The sequence below is a fragment of the Maribacter polysaccharolyticus genome, from assembly GCF_028882255.1.
In the GTDB taxonomy this organism is placed as follows: domain Bacteria; phylum Bacteroidota; class Bacteroidia; order Flavobacteriales; family Flavobacteriaceae; genus Maribacter_A; species Maribacter_A polysaccharolyticus.
Window position 1 is genome coordinate 593,972 of sequence record NZ_JARBUY010000003.1, and the last position, 14,176, is coordinate 608,147.

General features: G+C 40.8%; 17 protein-coding genes. 11 read left to right on the forward strand and 6 right to left on the reverse strand.

Features of this window, described 5'->3' with window-relative positions:
* Positions 1-54 precede the first annotated feature (54 nt).
* The 11 genes from PHU20_RS12090 (at position 55) to PHU20_RS12140 (ending at position 9,644) form a co-directional block, all read left to right on the forward strand.
* Positions 55-348 carry a cupin domain-containing protein gene (locus PHU20_RS12090; RefSeq protein WP_274825631.1) on the forward strand — a complete coding sequence of 98 codons (294 nt, stop codon included), beginning with the start codon at positions 55-57 and terminating at the stop codon, positions 346-348.
* Positions 348-1,586 (forward strand): nitrous oxide reductase family maturation protein NosD, encoded by a 1,239-nt coding sequence (locus PHU20_RS12095; protein WP_274825632.1) that lies wholly within the window; start codon positions 348-350, stop codon positions 1,584-1,586. The genes PHU20_RS12090 and PHU20_RS12095 overlap by 1 nt, the downstream gene beginning before the upstream one ends.
* Positions 1,583-2,293 carry an ABC transporter ATP-binding protein gene (locus PHU20_RS12100; protein ID WP_274825633.1) on the forward strand — a complete coding sequence of 237 codons (711 nt, stop codon included), beginning with the start codon at positions 1,583-1,585 and terminating at the stop codon, positions 2,291-2,293. Before PHU20_RS12095 ends, PHU20_RS12100 begins: the two co-directional genes overlap by 4 nt.
* Positions 2,286-3,068, forward strand: coding sequence for an ABC transporter permease (locus tag PHU20_RS12105; protein WP_274825634.1), 783 nt, complete (start codon positions 2,286-2,288; stop codon positions 3,066-3,068). Before PHU20_RS12100 ends, PHU20_RS12105 begins: the two co-directional genes overlap by 8 nt.
* Before the next feature lie 34 nt (positions 3,069-3,102).
* Positions 3,103-4,302 carry a hypothetical protein gene (locus PHU20_RS12110; RefSeq protein WP_274825635.1) on the forward strand — a complete coding sequence of 400 codons (1,200 nt, stop codon included), beginning with the start codon at positions 3,103-3,105 and terminating at the stop codon, positions 4,300-4,302.
* Positions 4,303-4,353: 51 nt separating this feature from the next.
* A complete protein-coding gene (locus PHU20_RS12115; RefSeq protein ID WP_274825636.1) occupies positions 4,354-5,442 on the forward strand; it encodes a sensor histidine kinase in 1,089 nt (362 codons plus the stop codon).
* Positions 5,443-5,444: 2 nt separating this feature from the next.
* Positions 5,445-6,767 carry a sigma-54-dependent transcriptional regulator gene (locus PHU20_RS12120; RefSeq protein WP_274825637.1) on the forward strand — a complete coding sequence of 441 codons (1,323 nt, stop codon included), beginning with the start codon at positions 5,445-5,447 and terminating at the stop codon, positions 6,765-6,767.
* Positions 6,768-7,348: 581 nt separating this feature from the next.
* Complete coding sequence (locus PHU20_RS12125) at positions 7,349-8,641, forward strand: Glu/Leu/Phe/Val family dehydrogenase (RefSeq protein WP_274825638.1); 1,293 nt, start codon at positions 7,349-7,351, stop codon at positions 8,639-8,641.
* A 199-nt stretch (positions 8,642-8,840) separates the two neighbouring features.
* A complete protein-coding gene (locus PHU20_RS12130) occupies positions 8,841-9,260 on the forward strand; it encodes a GreA/GreB family elongation factor (RefSeq protein ID WP_274825639.1) in 420 nt (139 codons plus the stop codon).
* Complete coding sequence (locus PHU20_RS12135; RefSeq protein WP_274825640.1) at positions 9,257-9,433, forward strand: hypothetical protein; 177 nt, start codon at positions 9,257-9,259, stop codon at positions 9,431-9,433. Before PHU20_RS12130 ends, PHU20_RS12135 begins: the two co-directional genes overlap by 4 nt.
* Position 9,434: 1 nt before the next feature.
* The gene (locus tag PHU20_RS12140) at positions 9,435-9,644 is read left to right on the forward strand and encodes a hypothetical protein (RefSeq protein ID WP_274825641.1); all 210 of its coding nucleotides are present in this window, start codon (positions 9,435-9,437) and stop codon (positions 9,642-9,644) included.
* 67 nt (positions 9,645-9,711) lie between these two features.
* Here PHU20_RS12140 and PHU20_RS12145 read toward each other — a convergent pair whose 3' ends face one another.
* The 6 genes from PHU20_RS12145 to PHU20_RS12170 all read right to left on the reverse strand — a co-directional run bounded on the left by PHU20_RS12145 (position 9,712) and on the right by PHU20_RS12170 (position 14,172).
* Positions 9,712-10,173 carry a hemerythrin domain-containing protein gene (locus tag PHU20_RS12145; RefSeq protein WP_274825642.1) on the reverse strand — a complete coding sequence of 154 codons (462 nt, stop codon included), beginning with the start codon at positions 10,171-10,173 and terminating at the stop codon, positions 9,712-9,714.
* Between the two features lie 15 nt (positions 10,174-10,188).
* Positions 10,189-10,920, reverse strand: coding sequence for an iron-sulfur cluster repair di-iron protein (gene ric, locus PHU20_RS12150; RefSeq protein ID WP_274825643.1), 732 nt, complete (start codon positions 10,918-10,920; stop codon positions 10,189-10,191).
* A gap of 69 nt (positions 10,921-10,989) precedes the next feature.
* Positions 10,990-11,424, reverse strand: coding sequence for an RrF2 family transcriptional regulator (locus PHU20_RS12155; RefSeq protein WP_274825644.1), 435 nt, complete (start codon positions 11,422-11,424; stop codon positions 10,990-10,992).
* A 100-nt stretch (positions 11,425-11,524) separates the two neighbouring features.
* Positions 11,525-11,917, reverse strand: a complete 393-nt coding sequence (locus tag PHU20_RS12160; RefSeq protein ID WP_274825645.1) for a group III truncated hemoglobin — start codon at positions 11,915-11,917, stop codon at positions 11,525-11,527.
* Between the two features lie 27 nt (positions 11,918-11,944).
* Complete coding sequence (locus PHU20_RS12165) at positions 11,945-13,066, reverse strand: ABC transporter permease (RefSeq protein ID WP_274825646.1); 1,122 nt, start codon at positions 13,064-13,066, stop codon at positions 11,945-11,947.
* A complete protein-coding gene (locus tag PHU20_RS12170; RefSeq protein ID WP_274825647.1) occupies positions 13,066-14,172 on the reverse strand; it encodes an ABC transporter permease in 1,107 nt (368 codons plus the stop codon). The genes PHU20_RS12165 and PHU20_RS12170 overlap by 1 nt, the downstream gene beginning before the upstream one ends.
* Positions 14,173-14,176: the final 4 nt, after the last annotated feature.

Below are 14,176 nucleotides of genomic sequence, written 5' to 3' on the forward strand. Positions count from 1 at the left end.
ATACGGTTTTATAATCCCTTTAATGGCCATGTAATTAACTGAAGATCATTCGAAATGTACGAGATAAACAATCAAATAGCGGAACAAGGCTTTGATAAATTCCAATTGCAAAAATTGGTAAAGGCTACCCATTATGAAGTCCTTACGATTAGTTTGGAGCAAGGTGAGGTTTTTCCGGAACATACTTCCCCCACCCACGCCCATTTAATAGTGCTGCAAGGTGAAATAATATTCCATATCAACGGAGAGAACTATCGCTTAAAAGAACAGCAGTATTTTAATTTTCCCAAAGAAGAAAAACATTGGGTAGAAGCCGTGGTGGATTCTAAATTTTTGGTCGTTAGATAATGGAGCATTTCCGTAAAGTCCTTGTTTTGATGTTGTTGCTTACGGGAACTTTCCTGTGGGGCAAAACCATTTCGGTGTGTTCTGACTGTGCGGTGAGATTCATAAAGGAAGGGGTTGAAATGGCCGCTGATTTTGACACGCTTCTCATCAAAAAAGGCACTTATAAAGAATACAACATCCTTATAGATAAACCTTTGACCTTGTTGGGGGAGAATTATCCGGTTATCGATGGTGGGGAAAAAGGGGAGATCATACGGATCGTTTCGGACCATGTTACGGTAGACGGACTCTTTCTAATCAACGTCGGAACCAGTTATACTACCGATTATGCGGCCATACGGGTGGTTAAAAGTGAAAATTTCCTGATACGGAATGTGGTGTTGGAAAAACTCTTTTTTGGGATATATCTTGAGAAATCGAACAATGGCAGGGTATACCACAATAAAATAATAGGCGATGCCAAAGATGAGTATAATTCCGGCAACGGAATCCAATTATGGTATTCCCATAATGTCGTGGTAGATCGCAATATCGTGCAAGGGGTGCGCGATGGTATTTATTTGGAGTTTTCCGATCATATAACCATCAATAACAATCAAAGTACCAACAATCTCCGGTATGGCCTGCATTTTATGTTTTCCAATGACGATACGTATACCAATAACACCTTTCAGAACAATGGGGCAGGGGTCGCGGTGATGTTTTCAAAACGCATTGTGATGAAGGGCAACACCTTTAGGCAAAATTGGGGGTCGGCCGCTTTCGGTATGCTACTGAAAGAAATAAACGATGCCGAGATCATTGACAACACTTTTGAAGAGAACACTATAGGAATAAATATAGAAGGCTCGAATCGTATTACCTATAAAGGCAATGATTTTATAAATAACGGATGGGCCGTAAAGGTTTTGGGAGCTTGCTATTCCAATTCATTTGAGAAGAATAATTTTTTATATAACTCTTTTGATATTTCGTATAACAGTAAGTTGAACGACAATAAGTTCGAGAATAATTATTGGAGTGGTTATACCGGATATGACTTGGATAAGGATGGTATTGGAGATGTGCCGTACAGGCCGGTAAAATTATTCTCCTATATTGTGAACAGAACCCCGGAGACGATAGTTTTGCTGCGAAGTCTCTTTATGGATATTATCGATTTTTCGGAGAAAGTATCCCCGGTCTTTACCCCGGACAATCTTATGGATGCGATGCCCTTAATGAAAAAAACAGAATGATACAGATAGAGAATCTACATAAGAAATTTGGCAAGAACCAAGTGCTTTCCCATCTAGATCTGCAGATTGACGAAGGAGGGATTTTTGCCGTTTTGGGACCCAACGGGTCTGGTAAGACCACATTGATCAAAAGTATTTTGGGAATGGTTGTTCCTAATAAAGGGAATCTTAAAGTGCTCGGGACGTCTATCCGAAAAAAATGGAAATACCGCCAAGAAATAGACTATTTGCCTCAAATAGCCAATTTTCCGGGGAACCTAAAGGTGAAAGAGTTGGTCCGGATGATCAAAGATCTTCGCCAGAAACCCAGTAAAGAGGAAGAACTCATTAAACGCTTTGGGTTGGAACCTTATTTGGATAAGAAACTGGCAACCCTTTCAGGGGGCACCAAACAAAAAGTCAATATCGTATTGACTTTTATGTTCGACAGTCCGTTGATCATTCTTGATGAGCCGACTACTGGATTAGATCCCGCATCATTGCTTAAATTGAAGGAATTGATCATGCAAGAAAAAGACAAAGGCAAAACGATTCTGATTACGACCCATATCATGCAATTTGTCGAGGAGATGGCCGATGAGATCGTATACCTCCTGGAAGGTAACATTTATTTTAAGGGTACGATCCACGAGTTGATGGCAAAGACCGGACAAAATGATTTTGAACATGCCATAGCGGCAATATCAACCCACACTACAGATGCTTAAGATCCTTAAATACAGTTTTTACGATTTAATGCGAAGTCGATGGAGTTATGTGTACTTCCTATTTTATTTGGCTTTGGGGTTCGTGCTCCTTTTTTTGAACCATGATCTGTCAAAAGCCGTAATTACCCTAATGAATGTGATCATCATTCTTGTGCCTTTGATCAGTACGATCTTTGGGGTCATGTATTTTTACAATTCCAAAGAGTTTACAGAGCTCTTGTTGGCCCAGCCCTTAAAACGTTCGTCGATATTTTTGGGGCAGTATTTCGGCGTGGCAGGTTCATTGACCTTAAGTCTGGTTTTGGGGCTGGGGGTTCCATTCATGCTTTACGGTTTGTTTCGAAGCGATGTCATCTGGGACTTTTCATTGCTATTGGTCACAGGGGCATTTTTAACCATGATCTTTACGGTATTGGCATTTAATATCGCCCTTGCCAATGAGAACAAAATAAAAGGATTTGGCTATTCGGTCCTGATGTGGTTGTTCTTGGCGGTCATTTACGATGGATTGTTTTTGTTGTCATTGATAATTTTTGAGGAGTACCCGTTGGATTCTTTTTCTTTGGCGGCTACGACTTTTAACCCAATCGATTTATCACGGACCTTGATTTTATTGAAACTGGATATTTCAGCCCTATTGGGGTATACGGGAGCCGTTTTCAAATCTTATTTCGGGACCGACTTGGGATTGTTCCTTTCGTTGGGCATGCTGGTGTTATGGACCGTTCTTCCCATTTGGCTATTGACCTATAAATCAAAACGGAAGGATTTTTAGGTAAATTCGATCTAAAAGGCAGTTTGTCGTTAGTATGAATCTGAGAAACCATATACAATTGGCGCTGGGTTATTTTATTATGGCAGCATTGCTCGGGTTGCTCCTACGATCATTCCATACCTTTGAAATTCCCATTGACTATAAATTCGTAGTGCATGGGCATTCCCATATCGCACTGTTGGGTTGGGTATATATGGGATTAACTACTTTGCTGTATAAGTTGTTCCTGGATCAACAAGGGCTCAATCGAAAATATCGACGTATTTTTTGGTTTACCCAAGTAACCTTGATCGGTATGTTGGTGACCTTCCCTTTTCAGGGGTATGCCCTTTTATCCATTATTTTTTCAACCTTGTTCCTTTTGGCTTCATATTGGTTTGCCTGGTTTTTCATAAAGAACGTACCTGTTGGGTTGAAAAGGGCAAATTCGTACCAATGTATCCGTTTTGCCTTGATTTATATGGTGTTGTCCAGTATAGGGCCATGGCTATTGGGCATTATTATGAATACCTTGGGTGCAGGGTCGATTTGGTACCGGTTGGCCATTTACTTTTACCTCCATTTTCAGTATAATGGATGGATGGTCCTGGCCTTAATCGGTTTGTTTTTGTTTGTGCTGGAACAACGGGAAATAATAGTGCCGAAAAAAATATTCAGAAACTTTTTTTGGAGTATGAACTTCGGAATCGTTTTTACCTTTTTTCTATCCACCCTATGGATACCCCCTTCGATTGTTTATAACATTTTGGGAGGTTTGGGGGCCTTGTTTCAACTTATGGCATTGGTACTGTTGACCAAGTTTGCATTAGGCGGTAACTTTGGTTTTAAGAATGTTTTTTCGGAGTTCCAAAGTAAAGCGTTGACCCTTGTGGTGGTGTTGCTTTTTGTTAAAATGGGCCTGCAACTGTTGACCGGTTTACCCTATTTTGCCAAATTGGCTTCGATATTTCTCGACTTTACCATAGCGTACCTACACTTGACATTTTTAGGGGTGATAACCATTGCATTGTTTACATTCCTTGATTATTTCAAATTATTGGAAATGGGGAATAAGACGTTTGCCTTGTTTTTAATGGGATTTGTCCTTACCGAGGGACTTATATTTTATAAGGGTATTGCAGCTTGGTTGGGTTTTGGTATTTTTGAAGGTTATTTTGAATTTTTGGCCTTTGCGAGTTTATTGATTTTTGTTAGTTTGGTATCCTTGCTGGTACCAAGACGGTTGGGGACGTAAAAGGATGGATTCAATTTTTCAAAACCGGTAACGAATAAGAATAGTGTACGGATGAATTCAACAGAGGCCATTTTAAAAGAAAGGATTAAGGAGCTTACCTGTCTGCATGAAGTAAACTCCATCATTGTTAATTCGGATTACGACCAACTGCATCTATCGCTCGAAGCTATTGCTTATTGCCTAAAAAAAGCTTGGCAATTCAATACGTATGCAGAAGTTGAAATTAGAAGTGCGTCCTATTGGGTGAAAACCAAAGGTTTCAACCCGTCGATGGTCACCATTAAATCGGATATTAGGGTTTTTAATAAGGTTGATGGTCATATTCTCGTAGGATATCCAACAAATAACTATTCAATATCCGATTTTTTGGAAGAAGAAGTAGCGCTGTTGGATAACGTTAGTCTGGTCGTTTCTAACCTTATGGAACGAAAACAGATAAAGGTTAGTGAGGAGAAGGTAAAGCGGCAGATAGAACGAACCGATAGGTTGCATATTCTTGGAGAGATTACCGCAGGCATTGCCCATGAACTCAATACACCTTTGGCCAATATTTTGGGGTTCGCCGAGTTATTGAAGGAAAGCATTCCTGACAAGGAAGCGGCTAGGGACCTGCAGAAAATTGTAGATAACACCATCTTTAGTCGTGAGATCGTTAAGAAACTGATGTTCTTCGCTTGTGAAATGCCCCAAGAAATGGATGTTATTCAGTTGAACCCCATTATTGATGATGTATTAAAACTGCTGCAACCTTCCTTTAAGGCTAAGAGCCTACGGTTGTCAAAGTCCTTTGGTGTAAATAACGTTCAGTTAAAGGCCGATACGGTACAATTGACCCAAGTACTTTTTAACCTCATTATGAATGCGGTTTATTATTCGCCGGTAGGAGGAAAAATAAATGTACAGATTGAAGAGGCAGGAACGAACATCCAAATTCATATTAAGGATGAAGGGCCGGGAATTGATTCCGAGATCGGGGAAAAGATCTTTGAACCATTCTTCACTACCAAACCAATCGGTGAAGGTTCGGGGTTGGGGCTAAGCGTAGTCCATGGTATTATCAGTAGTCATAAAGGAAGCATCTCACATAGTCAAAATGAACCCCAAGGCACTATATTCACCGTCAATTTTCCTAAATTGTAACTATGCTACACAGGGAGAATATTTTGTTGGTCGATGATGATATCGATATTTTGGAGCTATTACAGCGCCATCTGCAATCAATGGATTATCACACCTATAAAGCGGTATCCGTAAAGGAAGCTTTATATATCTTGAAAGATGCCCATATTGATCTGTTGATCACCGATATTCAGATGCCCGAGGTCGATGGTTTGGAGTTGTTGAAATTTGCCGAAGAGCATTATCCGGAAATGCCGAAATTGGTAATTACGGGCTACCCCTCCGTTTCAGGGGCCTTGGAGGTCATTAAAGCGGGCGCTACGGATTATTTGACCAAACCCTTTACCAAGGAAGAGCTAAGGAAAGCGGTTTTAAAGGCTTTTGAGCAAAGTTCACAACGTAAATATTCCAAGAATAAAAGCAATAACCCTTTGGCGGGATTGCATGCTGATATGGTAGGTGAATCGGATGCGTTTGGGAAAGTAACCGATATCATAGAAAGGGTGAAAGATAATAAGGCAACGGTTTTGATCCAAGGGGAGAGTGGTACGGGAAAGGAAATGGTGGCAAGGGCTATCCACTATTCCGGAAAGTTTTCCCGGGCACCTTTCATTGCGGTCAATTGTGGGGCGATCCCGGAAAATTTACAAGAAGCTGAGTTCTTCGGTTATGTAAAAGGAGCCTTTACCGGAGCCAATGAAAACCGCGAAGGATTCTTTCAGGCAGCACAAGGGGGAACCTTGTTTTTAGACGAAATAGGAACAGCGTCTTTGGCTGTTCAAAGCAAGTTATTGCGAGCACTTCAGGAAAAAGAGGTTACCAAAGTGGGCGCAAGGAAAACAGAAAAAGTGGATATACGGGTGATAGCCGCTACCAATGTTAATTTGCTGGAAGAAATCAAAAACAAGGGATTTCGGGAAGATTTGTATTACCGCCTAACGGTAGTTGAGATCGATGTGCCCCCCTTACGGGAGAGAATGGCCGACATACCTATTTTAGTCGAAAAGTTCGTAAAGAAATACGGTATCGAATATAAAGACCGATTATTGCGAATTACACCTGAAGTCTTTGATATATTGAAAAGATACCCTTGGCCCGGTAATGTGCGCGAGCTTGAAAATGTTATTCAACGGGCCATAATCATGGGCGATGGCACCATCGAAGTAAAGGATTTACCCGATAAGCTGAAGTTTCAAATCGACTTTCCGGATACCCATTTGGTTTCCCTGGATGAAATGGTGAAAGATTACGTTCAAAAAGTGCTTATCCATACCAAAGGCAATAAGACAAAAGCGGCCGATATTCTTCAGATAGATCGAAAGACCTTGCGGGATAAATTAAAATAACCTACTGGGTAACAATTCCTCAACTGGGTAAAAATTCCCCATTCTGTTTTTGTTTCATTTTTTAATCAATCAACTAGAATGGTTGACAATCAGCCTGTTAAAGGATTTTCTGTACTTGTTTGTTCTTTAAGGCACACCTTTTGCCAAAATTGATATCGGAAACCAATGTATTGCGAGTTGAAAGCATAAAGAAGGTCACCGAATCCCGGGTATTCTTAGGTCAATATCCGATGACTGATCAGGTGAATCAAGGTTTGTTGGGCAATATGCATATTGGTTTGACGCTGTTGTCTATCCGGCTTTCCCGAAAGTGAATGGGTTGGTTTTTGTATGGGAGGTTGGTTATATAGGTAAGTCATTAAATGGAGCTAAAAATAAAATATATGCGACGAAAATTCAATAGGAGTATTTGCTCTACATGCCAGTACATGTCTTTTTGTGAAATAACAACGGACAAAAGCAACATTACTATGTGCAGTGAATATGAGCATTATTTGGATGAGGTAAAAACTTACGATAAGCGTAGCGGTAATTACAAAAACGTTGAAAATCAAGCACAATTAGTTTAAAATAATAAGTAGATGATAACAAAAACGGCGAAGAATAAAAGGCAACAAAAACAGGGCATGTTGGAAAATGTTATGCGACAGTTCAACCATGCCGCCGATATAATCGGCCTAAACACCAATATTCGTAAAATATTGGAAGTCACCAATAACGAATTGGTCGTACATTTTCCTGTCCGAATGGATAATGGGGAAGTTGAGGTTTTCACGGGTTATAGGGTGCAGCATAATAATGCGTTGGGACCCTATAAAGGAGGATTGAGATATCATCCTACGGTCGATATCGATGCTGCAAGGGCTTTGGCCATGTGGATGACCTGGAAAACGTCTTTGGCAGGCCTGCCTTATGGCGGGGCCAAAGGAGGAATACAATTACTTCCTTCAAAATACAGTCAAACAGAACTGGAACGTATTACCCGTAGGTTTACCTATGCCTTAGGCGATAATATTGGTCCGGAGTTGGATATTCCTGCACCCGATGTCAATACGAACCCACAGACTATGGCCTGGATATTGGATACGTATATGTCGACGAAATCACCAAATGAGCGATCAAAGAACATGCATGTCGTTACGGGTAAACCGATTGGTGTTGGTGGTTCAGAGGGTAGGGATAGAGCCACAGGATTTGGGGTTTTCCTCAATATCAAGTTTTGGGCCGAAAATAAGAAAGTTGACCTTAAAGAGAAGAAATTCATCGTACAGGGTTTTGGTAACGTAGGGTATTGGACCGCATATTTTCTCGAAAAAGAAGGCGCAATATTAACCGCGGTCCAAGATGCGTATGGCAGTATTCATAATGAAGAAGGGATTTCAGTCGAAAAGCTCTTGGAATATTCCCAAGCCAATAACGGAAGTATCCTAGGCTATGTTGGAGCCTTACCGATAGAGAATAAGGATTTCTTTGGTTTGGACTGTGATATCTGTGTGCCAGCTGCCCTGGGCAACCAGATAACCTCGGAAAATGCATCAAGTATCAAGGCGTATTTGATTGCCGAGGGGGCCAACGGACCTACCGATGTTGAGGCCGAGAAGATATTATTGGCAAAGGGAATAGATATCATTCCCGATATATTATGTAATTCAGGCGGTGTTATAGGTAGTTATTTTGAATGGCTCCAAAATAGGAACGGTGAAATTTGGCATTTGGATGAGGTGATGGGCAAATTGGAAAGCAAACTCAGGGGGTCTTTTACCAAGGTTTTGAAAGTATCCAAAGAAAGGGGAGTAGATATGAGGTCGGCTGCTTTTATCATCGCAATTGAAAGGCTGGAACAAGCGTATGAGCAACGTGGAATTTTTCCTTGATAAGATATCATGGAAAAAGAGTTTGGATAGATAGTCAAAATCTTTATGCTCCCCCTTTTGGGTTGGGTTCAAGGCATTGACCATGTTTATGAAGGTTGGGAATGTGGTTGATTCCTTGGGCCTTATGGCCCTAAGTTTATTGTAAAGGCGGGGTTATCCTTTTTTTTGGGGAAAGGACCCATAACTAAAATCAGGAAAAATGAAATACGGAAATTTGATCATAGAAAAGAGGGAATATGTTTTGCTGAAAAAATTAATGAATCTCTCCAAATATTACAAGGATGTTACCTTAGGAAAATCGATGAAAAAATTAAGTGGTGAGATCGAATCCGCAACAATTTGTGATGAAAAGGATATGCCCAATGATGTTATTCGCTTTAATAGCACCATAACCGTTGTATCCGAAAAGGGATGGAGTAAAAAATTCACCTTGGTCACACCTGCGGAAAGTAATATTGAGCATGGGAAAATTTCCCTATTGACCCCTATGGGTTCCGCTGTTATAGGTTATGCGGAGGGCGATACCATTATTTGGGAGTTTCCTTCGGGCGAGCAGCATTTGACCATTGGCAATGTGGAGCAGGGAAATCAAAAATTAAATGTTAGTATGGTATTATGAGTAGACGAATTTTTCATGAACACGAGTCCGATAGTCGAATCATGTTGAAGAAGGATAGGAAAGAGATGGAAGGCTGGACGGAAAGTCTGGATTTTATAGGCGAAGAATTGAATTATCTTATAGCCATTGAAAATCCCCTGTTGAACGATCGGACTTTATACCGAACTACTTAACATGCGTCGTGAGAATACCCTTAAATCGGGTACCATGTACCGTTATGAAACGTCGAAGTTGAATGCACATGAATGCGATGATATGGCTTGTGATGCTTTTTATTTGAATAATCACGAGAAACATCGGGACTTATACTTGGAACATCTAAGAAAGTATAGGGCTTTAAAACGTAAGGTACTTTCCAAAATACTCTCAAAGGTCAAAAGGTAATTGTATTGTAACCATTGTCTAATGACTGGGGTAGTAATTGGTTTTCCGAAAGGTTTATTCCATCTTTTTATGCCCAGAATTCGTCTTCCAAGTTATCCAAAAAGTCTTCTTCTTTGTGGAGGTCCCCTACCAAGTTAAGTTGCTCCTCTGTAGCTACTTCCTGTATTTCTTGGAACAATACCCGCTCTTCGAAACGAATATGTTCTTGCAAGGTTTCCACGATCATGTGCAATGCATGTTCAATGTTATCGCAATCGGTGAATAGGGCGATTAAGCTCCGGTGTTCTGCGAGGGCTTTTTTGACCAATTCATGTTGGTTGCCCAGTATGGGGAAAATGTGTTTTTCCTCCAAATCAAAATGGGGCATTAGGTGCGTTTCGAAGAACCAATCGGTATACCGTTTGATTCGCTCTGTCGATATGTCCTTGGAGAACCCTGTTCGGATTTTCCAACAAAGGAGTAAGCCGTGATGATGATCACGACTTACCGGTATCAGGCCCTTATTCCTTTTAATGGGTGATTTTTTCATGCTATGGTGAATTTATTATCTGGGATCGCCCAATTGTTTTTCCAGTTCCGCTGCTTTGGGGAAAAGGATATTGTTTTCCAAATGAATATGATTGTGTAGGTCATTTTCAAATTCCTTTAATAGTGAAAATGTTACCCTATAGGTTGTGCATCCGTCCGCAGGTGGGGTGTAGTTATTGCTTAACGCAACTATTTGTCTAAATCGTTCTCCCTCATTATCGTGTTCCTGCATCATGACTTGTATGGGATTTTGGATGGTGCCAAAATGGAATTTATCTAAAAGGGCACTGTTTTGGGTGGCTGCGACCATTTTCCTGACCGCTGGAAAAACAACCAATTCTTCCTTTTTCAAGTGTTTGGTCAGTTCGTCGGCAGATTTATTGAAATGTTCCCTTATTTCATATAGTTCGGGATGGTTGGTGCCATGTGTGTTGGCAAGTTTATCCAAGTATTGTTTTAAAACCGGTATTTGCTTTTCCACATATCTGTGGTGTTTTTTCTCAATATAGTCTGCAAGAAGATCCAAAGGCCATGATTTAAAATCGATGGTATCCGCTTTCGTTTGATTCAGGATTTCATTGACTTCTTTCAAGAGTTGTTCGGCATCCAAGTTGTTCTTTTCGGCAACTTCCTGTATGCTTCGATTGCCCCTACAACAAAAATCAATATTATGATTTTTAAAAACCTGTGCCGTGCGGTAGTCTTCTGCTACGATCTCCCCAATGTTCGTCTTTAGTGTATTTTCCATGATAGCTCTTGGTATTAATTGATTTGATTTTAAATAGGATAAAAATGTCCTGTTTATTGATAAATTTTTTTATCGTTTTAAATAGGTGAGGCCGACTTCCAGGCCTGTGGTCATTTCCAATAAGGTCGTTGTTTCCAACATATTTTTAAGTCCGTCGCGAATACCTACAAATTTATCATGTACCGGACAGGGTTTAGCGCCATTACATTCTTTTAAGCCCAGACCACATCCATGATATACCTTATCACCGTCGATGGCGTAAACGATTTGACTGAGTTTTATGGTTTGTACATTCCTTTTTTGGATTTCAAAACCTCCCGAAGCCCCTTTGACCGATTCAACGATTTTATTTTTTGACAACTGCTGCAGGATCTTGGCCGTGAACGCAACCGGGGAATCGGTTTCCTTTGCGATATCTTTTAGGCTTGTCCGTTTGCCCTCAAGTGACTGCAAGGCAATATATGTTGCTGCCCTAATCCCGTATTCACATGCTTTTGAAAACATTTATGCCAATCATTATTTGAGGCAAAGATAGTATTAATTTTTAAATAGGACAAAAATATCCGAAATAAATGTTGTCTATTGGGCAATAGGGGGCGGGGCGTTATTTCGATCGGTGTTGATACATTTGCATGAATAACATGGTGCTCATTTTTTGGGCCCGGTTTTTTGCGATATAAACCGTATCCCCTTCAAACAATTCATCCAATGTTTCGAACCACAGGTTGAGCCAAAACCCAAAGTGTTCCGGGGTTATGGTCCGGTTCGTCATATCATCCACTTTTTCATGGGCCGTTACGGGGTTGCCAAGGTATTTTCCCTTTCGGAAGAATTGTGTTTCCCAGAAATCGGTCAACAGTTCCAAATGGGCATCCCAATCCTTGATGATACTATTGAAGATAGGGCCGAGGATCTTGTCTTTCCGGACTTTTCCGTAAAAAGTGTTGACCAATAAAGAAACGTCCTTTCGGTCTTTTATATCTGTCTTTGTTGCCATTGGTCCATGTTTTGTTCCGGCATAAAACTACGTGAATTTTTTATAACTCATTACGGCCAAACCGTTCATGGCAAAAGCATACAGTAATGTCTTGGCAAATTGGGGAAGAATATCCGAAAAACCTGCACCTTTTAGCATGACCATGCGCATGACCTGGACAAAATATTTGATCGGGTTGGCCTCTGTCAATATTTGGGCCCACTGCGGCATGCTTTCGACAGGAGTGAACAAACCACTCATCAAAATAAAAATGACCATAAAGAACCAAGCGATGAACATGGCTTGTTGCTGGGTGTCGGTAAAATTTGAAATGAACAAACCGATACCAAGTATGACAAGGATATAAATCACCGTATACCCATACATGAGAAAGATGCTGCCGACAATAGGGATATGGAACAATATTTTGGCAATGATCAAACCGACGGTCAGAAGCAGCAACCCCAAAATCAAGAAAGGGAATAATTTACCGATTATGAACTGATGTTTTTTGATTGGGGTAACATTTATTTGCTCCAAAGTGCCTATTTCCTTTTCCCGAACCACGTTCATCCCGGAAAGGAAAAGGGTGATCATCGTCACCAATAGTACCAAAATCCCGGGTACCATAAAGGTTTTGTAATTCAAGGTCTCATTGTACCAAAATAATGGAATGGTATCTATGATCTGTGGCTGTACGCCTGCGGTTCCCAGTTGGATTAATTGGACCTTGGTATTTGCATTGAAGCGTTCAACGATTTGGTTTACATAAACATTTTCAACACCCGCTGCGGCCCCATCTATGGCATTGATCGTGACCGATAGGTCGGTTTTCTTTTCTTTTATGAGGTTTCGGTTGAAATGTCGGGGGATTTCCAGGACCACATCAACATCACCGTTCAACATGGCCGATTTCGCCTGCTTGGAAGAGGAAAAGTCGGTGAGTACATTAAAATACGTCGAGGCGTTGAAATTTTCGATCAGCTCCCTGGAAGAGGAGGTCCTGTCATTATCGATATATCCGAATTTGATGTTCTTTACCTCAAATGAAGCCGCATTCGAAAGAATGATCAGTTGGATCAATGGCATTATAAATATGATCGGCAACATGGCTTTGTTCCTGAAAATTTGGCGGAATTCCTTTTGTATGATATAGCGAATGATGTTCATTACTCCAATCGAATTTTATATTTCTTAATACTAATGGCAATGAAGAACAAGGTCATTCCGATCAAGATCAGGGTTTCTTTCCATATAAAGTCCAATCCGACTCCTTTCAACATAATTCCTTTTATGATGATGATAAACCATTTGGCCGGAATGATATTGCTTATGATCTGAAGGGGCAGGGGCATACTGCTAATGGGAAATATAAAACCCGACAATAAAATCACCGGTAGCATTAAGCCCATTAAGGAAACCATCATGGCGGTTTGCTGGGTGCGGGCCAACGTCGAGATCAGAATGCCCAATGATAGGGCGTTGATAATGAAAAGAATGCTTTCGGCCCCCAATAGGAACAAACTGCCTTCAACGGGCATTTTGAAAACGAAAAGGCTTAATAGAATGATTACAACGGCATTGACAACGGCCAGTAGGATGTAGGGTACGACCTTTCCGATAATTACCTGAAAGGGTTTTAAGGGGGAGACCAATAAAATTTCCATCGTGCCAAGTTCCTTTTCCCGGGTTATCGATATGGAAGTCATCATGGCCGAAACCAGCATTAGGATAACCGTCATGACCCCAGGTACGAACATAAAAACGCTTTTAAGTTCGGGGTTAAAGGCCAAGCGTACCTTGGGTTCTATTTTATAGGAGGTCTGTGCGGCTTTGTTCAGGTCTTGTTGGTAGTTCTTTAAGATCGATGAAGTATAGTTGCTTATGGTGTTGGCCGTATTGGGGTCAGTGGCATCGGTCAGGATCTGTAGGGTCGCTTTGTTCTCAGTGATCAATTTTTTACTGAAATCCTTTTCAAAATTCAAGACCGCTTTGATGTGCCCCTTTTTAAAAGCGGGTTCTATGGCAGCTTCATTGGGTATGATCTGTTTAATGCTGAAATATTCGGAAGCGGCTATTTTAGCGATGATTTCTTTGGTGGTTGCATCTTTAGAATGGTCAAGGATGGCAATATCCACATTATTTATCTCATTGGTAATGGCAAAACCGAAAAGCAAGACCTGCGCAATGGGCATTCCGAACAGAATGAACAATGAGCGCCTGTCCCTTAGGATATGGTAAAATTCCTTTTGTATGAATCCAATGAATCGTTTCATTCCC

Bases quoted from the DNA above. Each gene is read 5' to 3' on its own strand.
- PHU20_RS12170 (WP_274825647.1), bottom strand. From the start codon at position 14,172: ATGAAACGATTCATTGGATTCATACAAAAGGAATTTTACCATATCCTA.
- PHU20_RS12120 (WP_274825637.1), top strand. From the start codon at position 5,445: ATGCTACACAGGGAGAATATTTTGTTGGTCGATGATGATATCGATATT.
- PHU20_RS12105 (WP_274825634.1), top strand. From the start codon at position 2,286: ATGCTTAAGATCCTTAAATACAGTTTTTACGATTTAATGCGAAGTCGA.
- PHU20_RS12145 (WP_274825642.1), bottom strand. From the start codon at position 10,173: ATGAAAAAATCACCCATTAAAAGGAATAAGGGCCTGATACCGGTAAGT.
- ric (WP_274825643.1), bottom strand. From the start codon at position 10,920: ATGGAAAATACACTAAAGACGAACATTGGGGAGATCGTAGCAGAAGAC.
- PHU20_RS12110 (WP_274825635.1), top strand. From the start codon at position 3,103: ATGAATCTGAGAAACCATATACAATTGGCGCTGGGTTATTTTATTATG.
- PHU20_RS12125 (WP_274825638.1), top strand. From the start codon at position 7,349: ATGATAACAAAAACGGCGAAGAATAAAAGGCAACAAAAACAGGGCATG.
- PHU20_RS12135 (WP_274825640.1), top strand. From the start codon at position 9,257: ATGAGTAGACGAATTTTTCATGAACACGAGTCCGATAGTCGAATCATG.
- PHU20_RS12100 (WP_274825633.1), top strand. From the start codon at position 1,583: ATGATACAGATAGAGAATCTACATAAGAAATTTGGCAAGAACCAAGTG.
- PHU20_RS12155 (WP_274825644.1), bottom strand. From the start codon at position 11,424: ATGTTTTCAAAAGCATGTGAATACGGGATTAGGGCAGCAACATATATT.
- PHU20_RS12165 (WP_274825646.1), bottom strand. From the start codon at position 13,066: ATGAACATCATTCGCTATATCATACAAAAGGAATTCCGCCAAATTTTC.
- PHU20_RS12160 (WP_274825645.1), bottom strand. From the start codon at position 11,917: ATGGCAACAAAGACAGATATAAAAGACCGAAAGGACGTTTCTTTATTG.
- PHU20_RS12090 (WP_274825631.1), top strand. From the start codon at position 55: ATGTACGAGATAAACAATCAAATAGCGGAACAAGGCTTTGATAAATTC.
- PHU20_RS12095 (WP_274825632.1), top strand. From the start codon at position 348: ATGGAGCATTTCCGTAAAGTCCTTGTTTTGATGTTGTTGCTTACGGGA.
- PHU20_RS12140 (WP_274825641.1), top strand. From the start codon at position 9,435: ATGCGTCGTGAGAATACCCTTAAATCGGGTACCATGTACCGTTATGAA.
- PHU20_RS12130 (WP_274825639.1), top strand. From the start codon at position 8,841: ATGAAATACGGAAATTTGATCATAGAAAAGAGGGAATATGTTTTGCTG.
- PHU20_RS12115 (WP_274825636.1), top strand. From the start codon at position 4,354: ATGAATTCAACAGAGGCCATTTTAAAAGAAAGGATTAAGGAGCTTACC.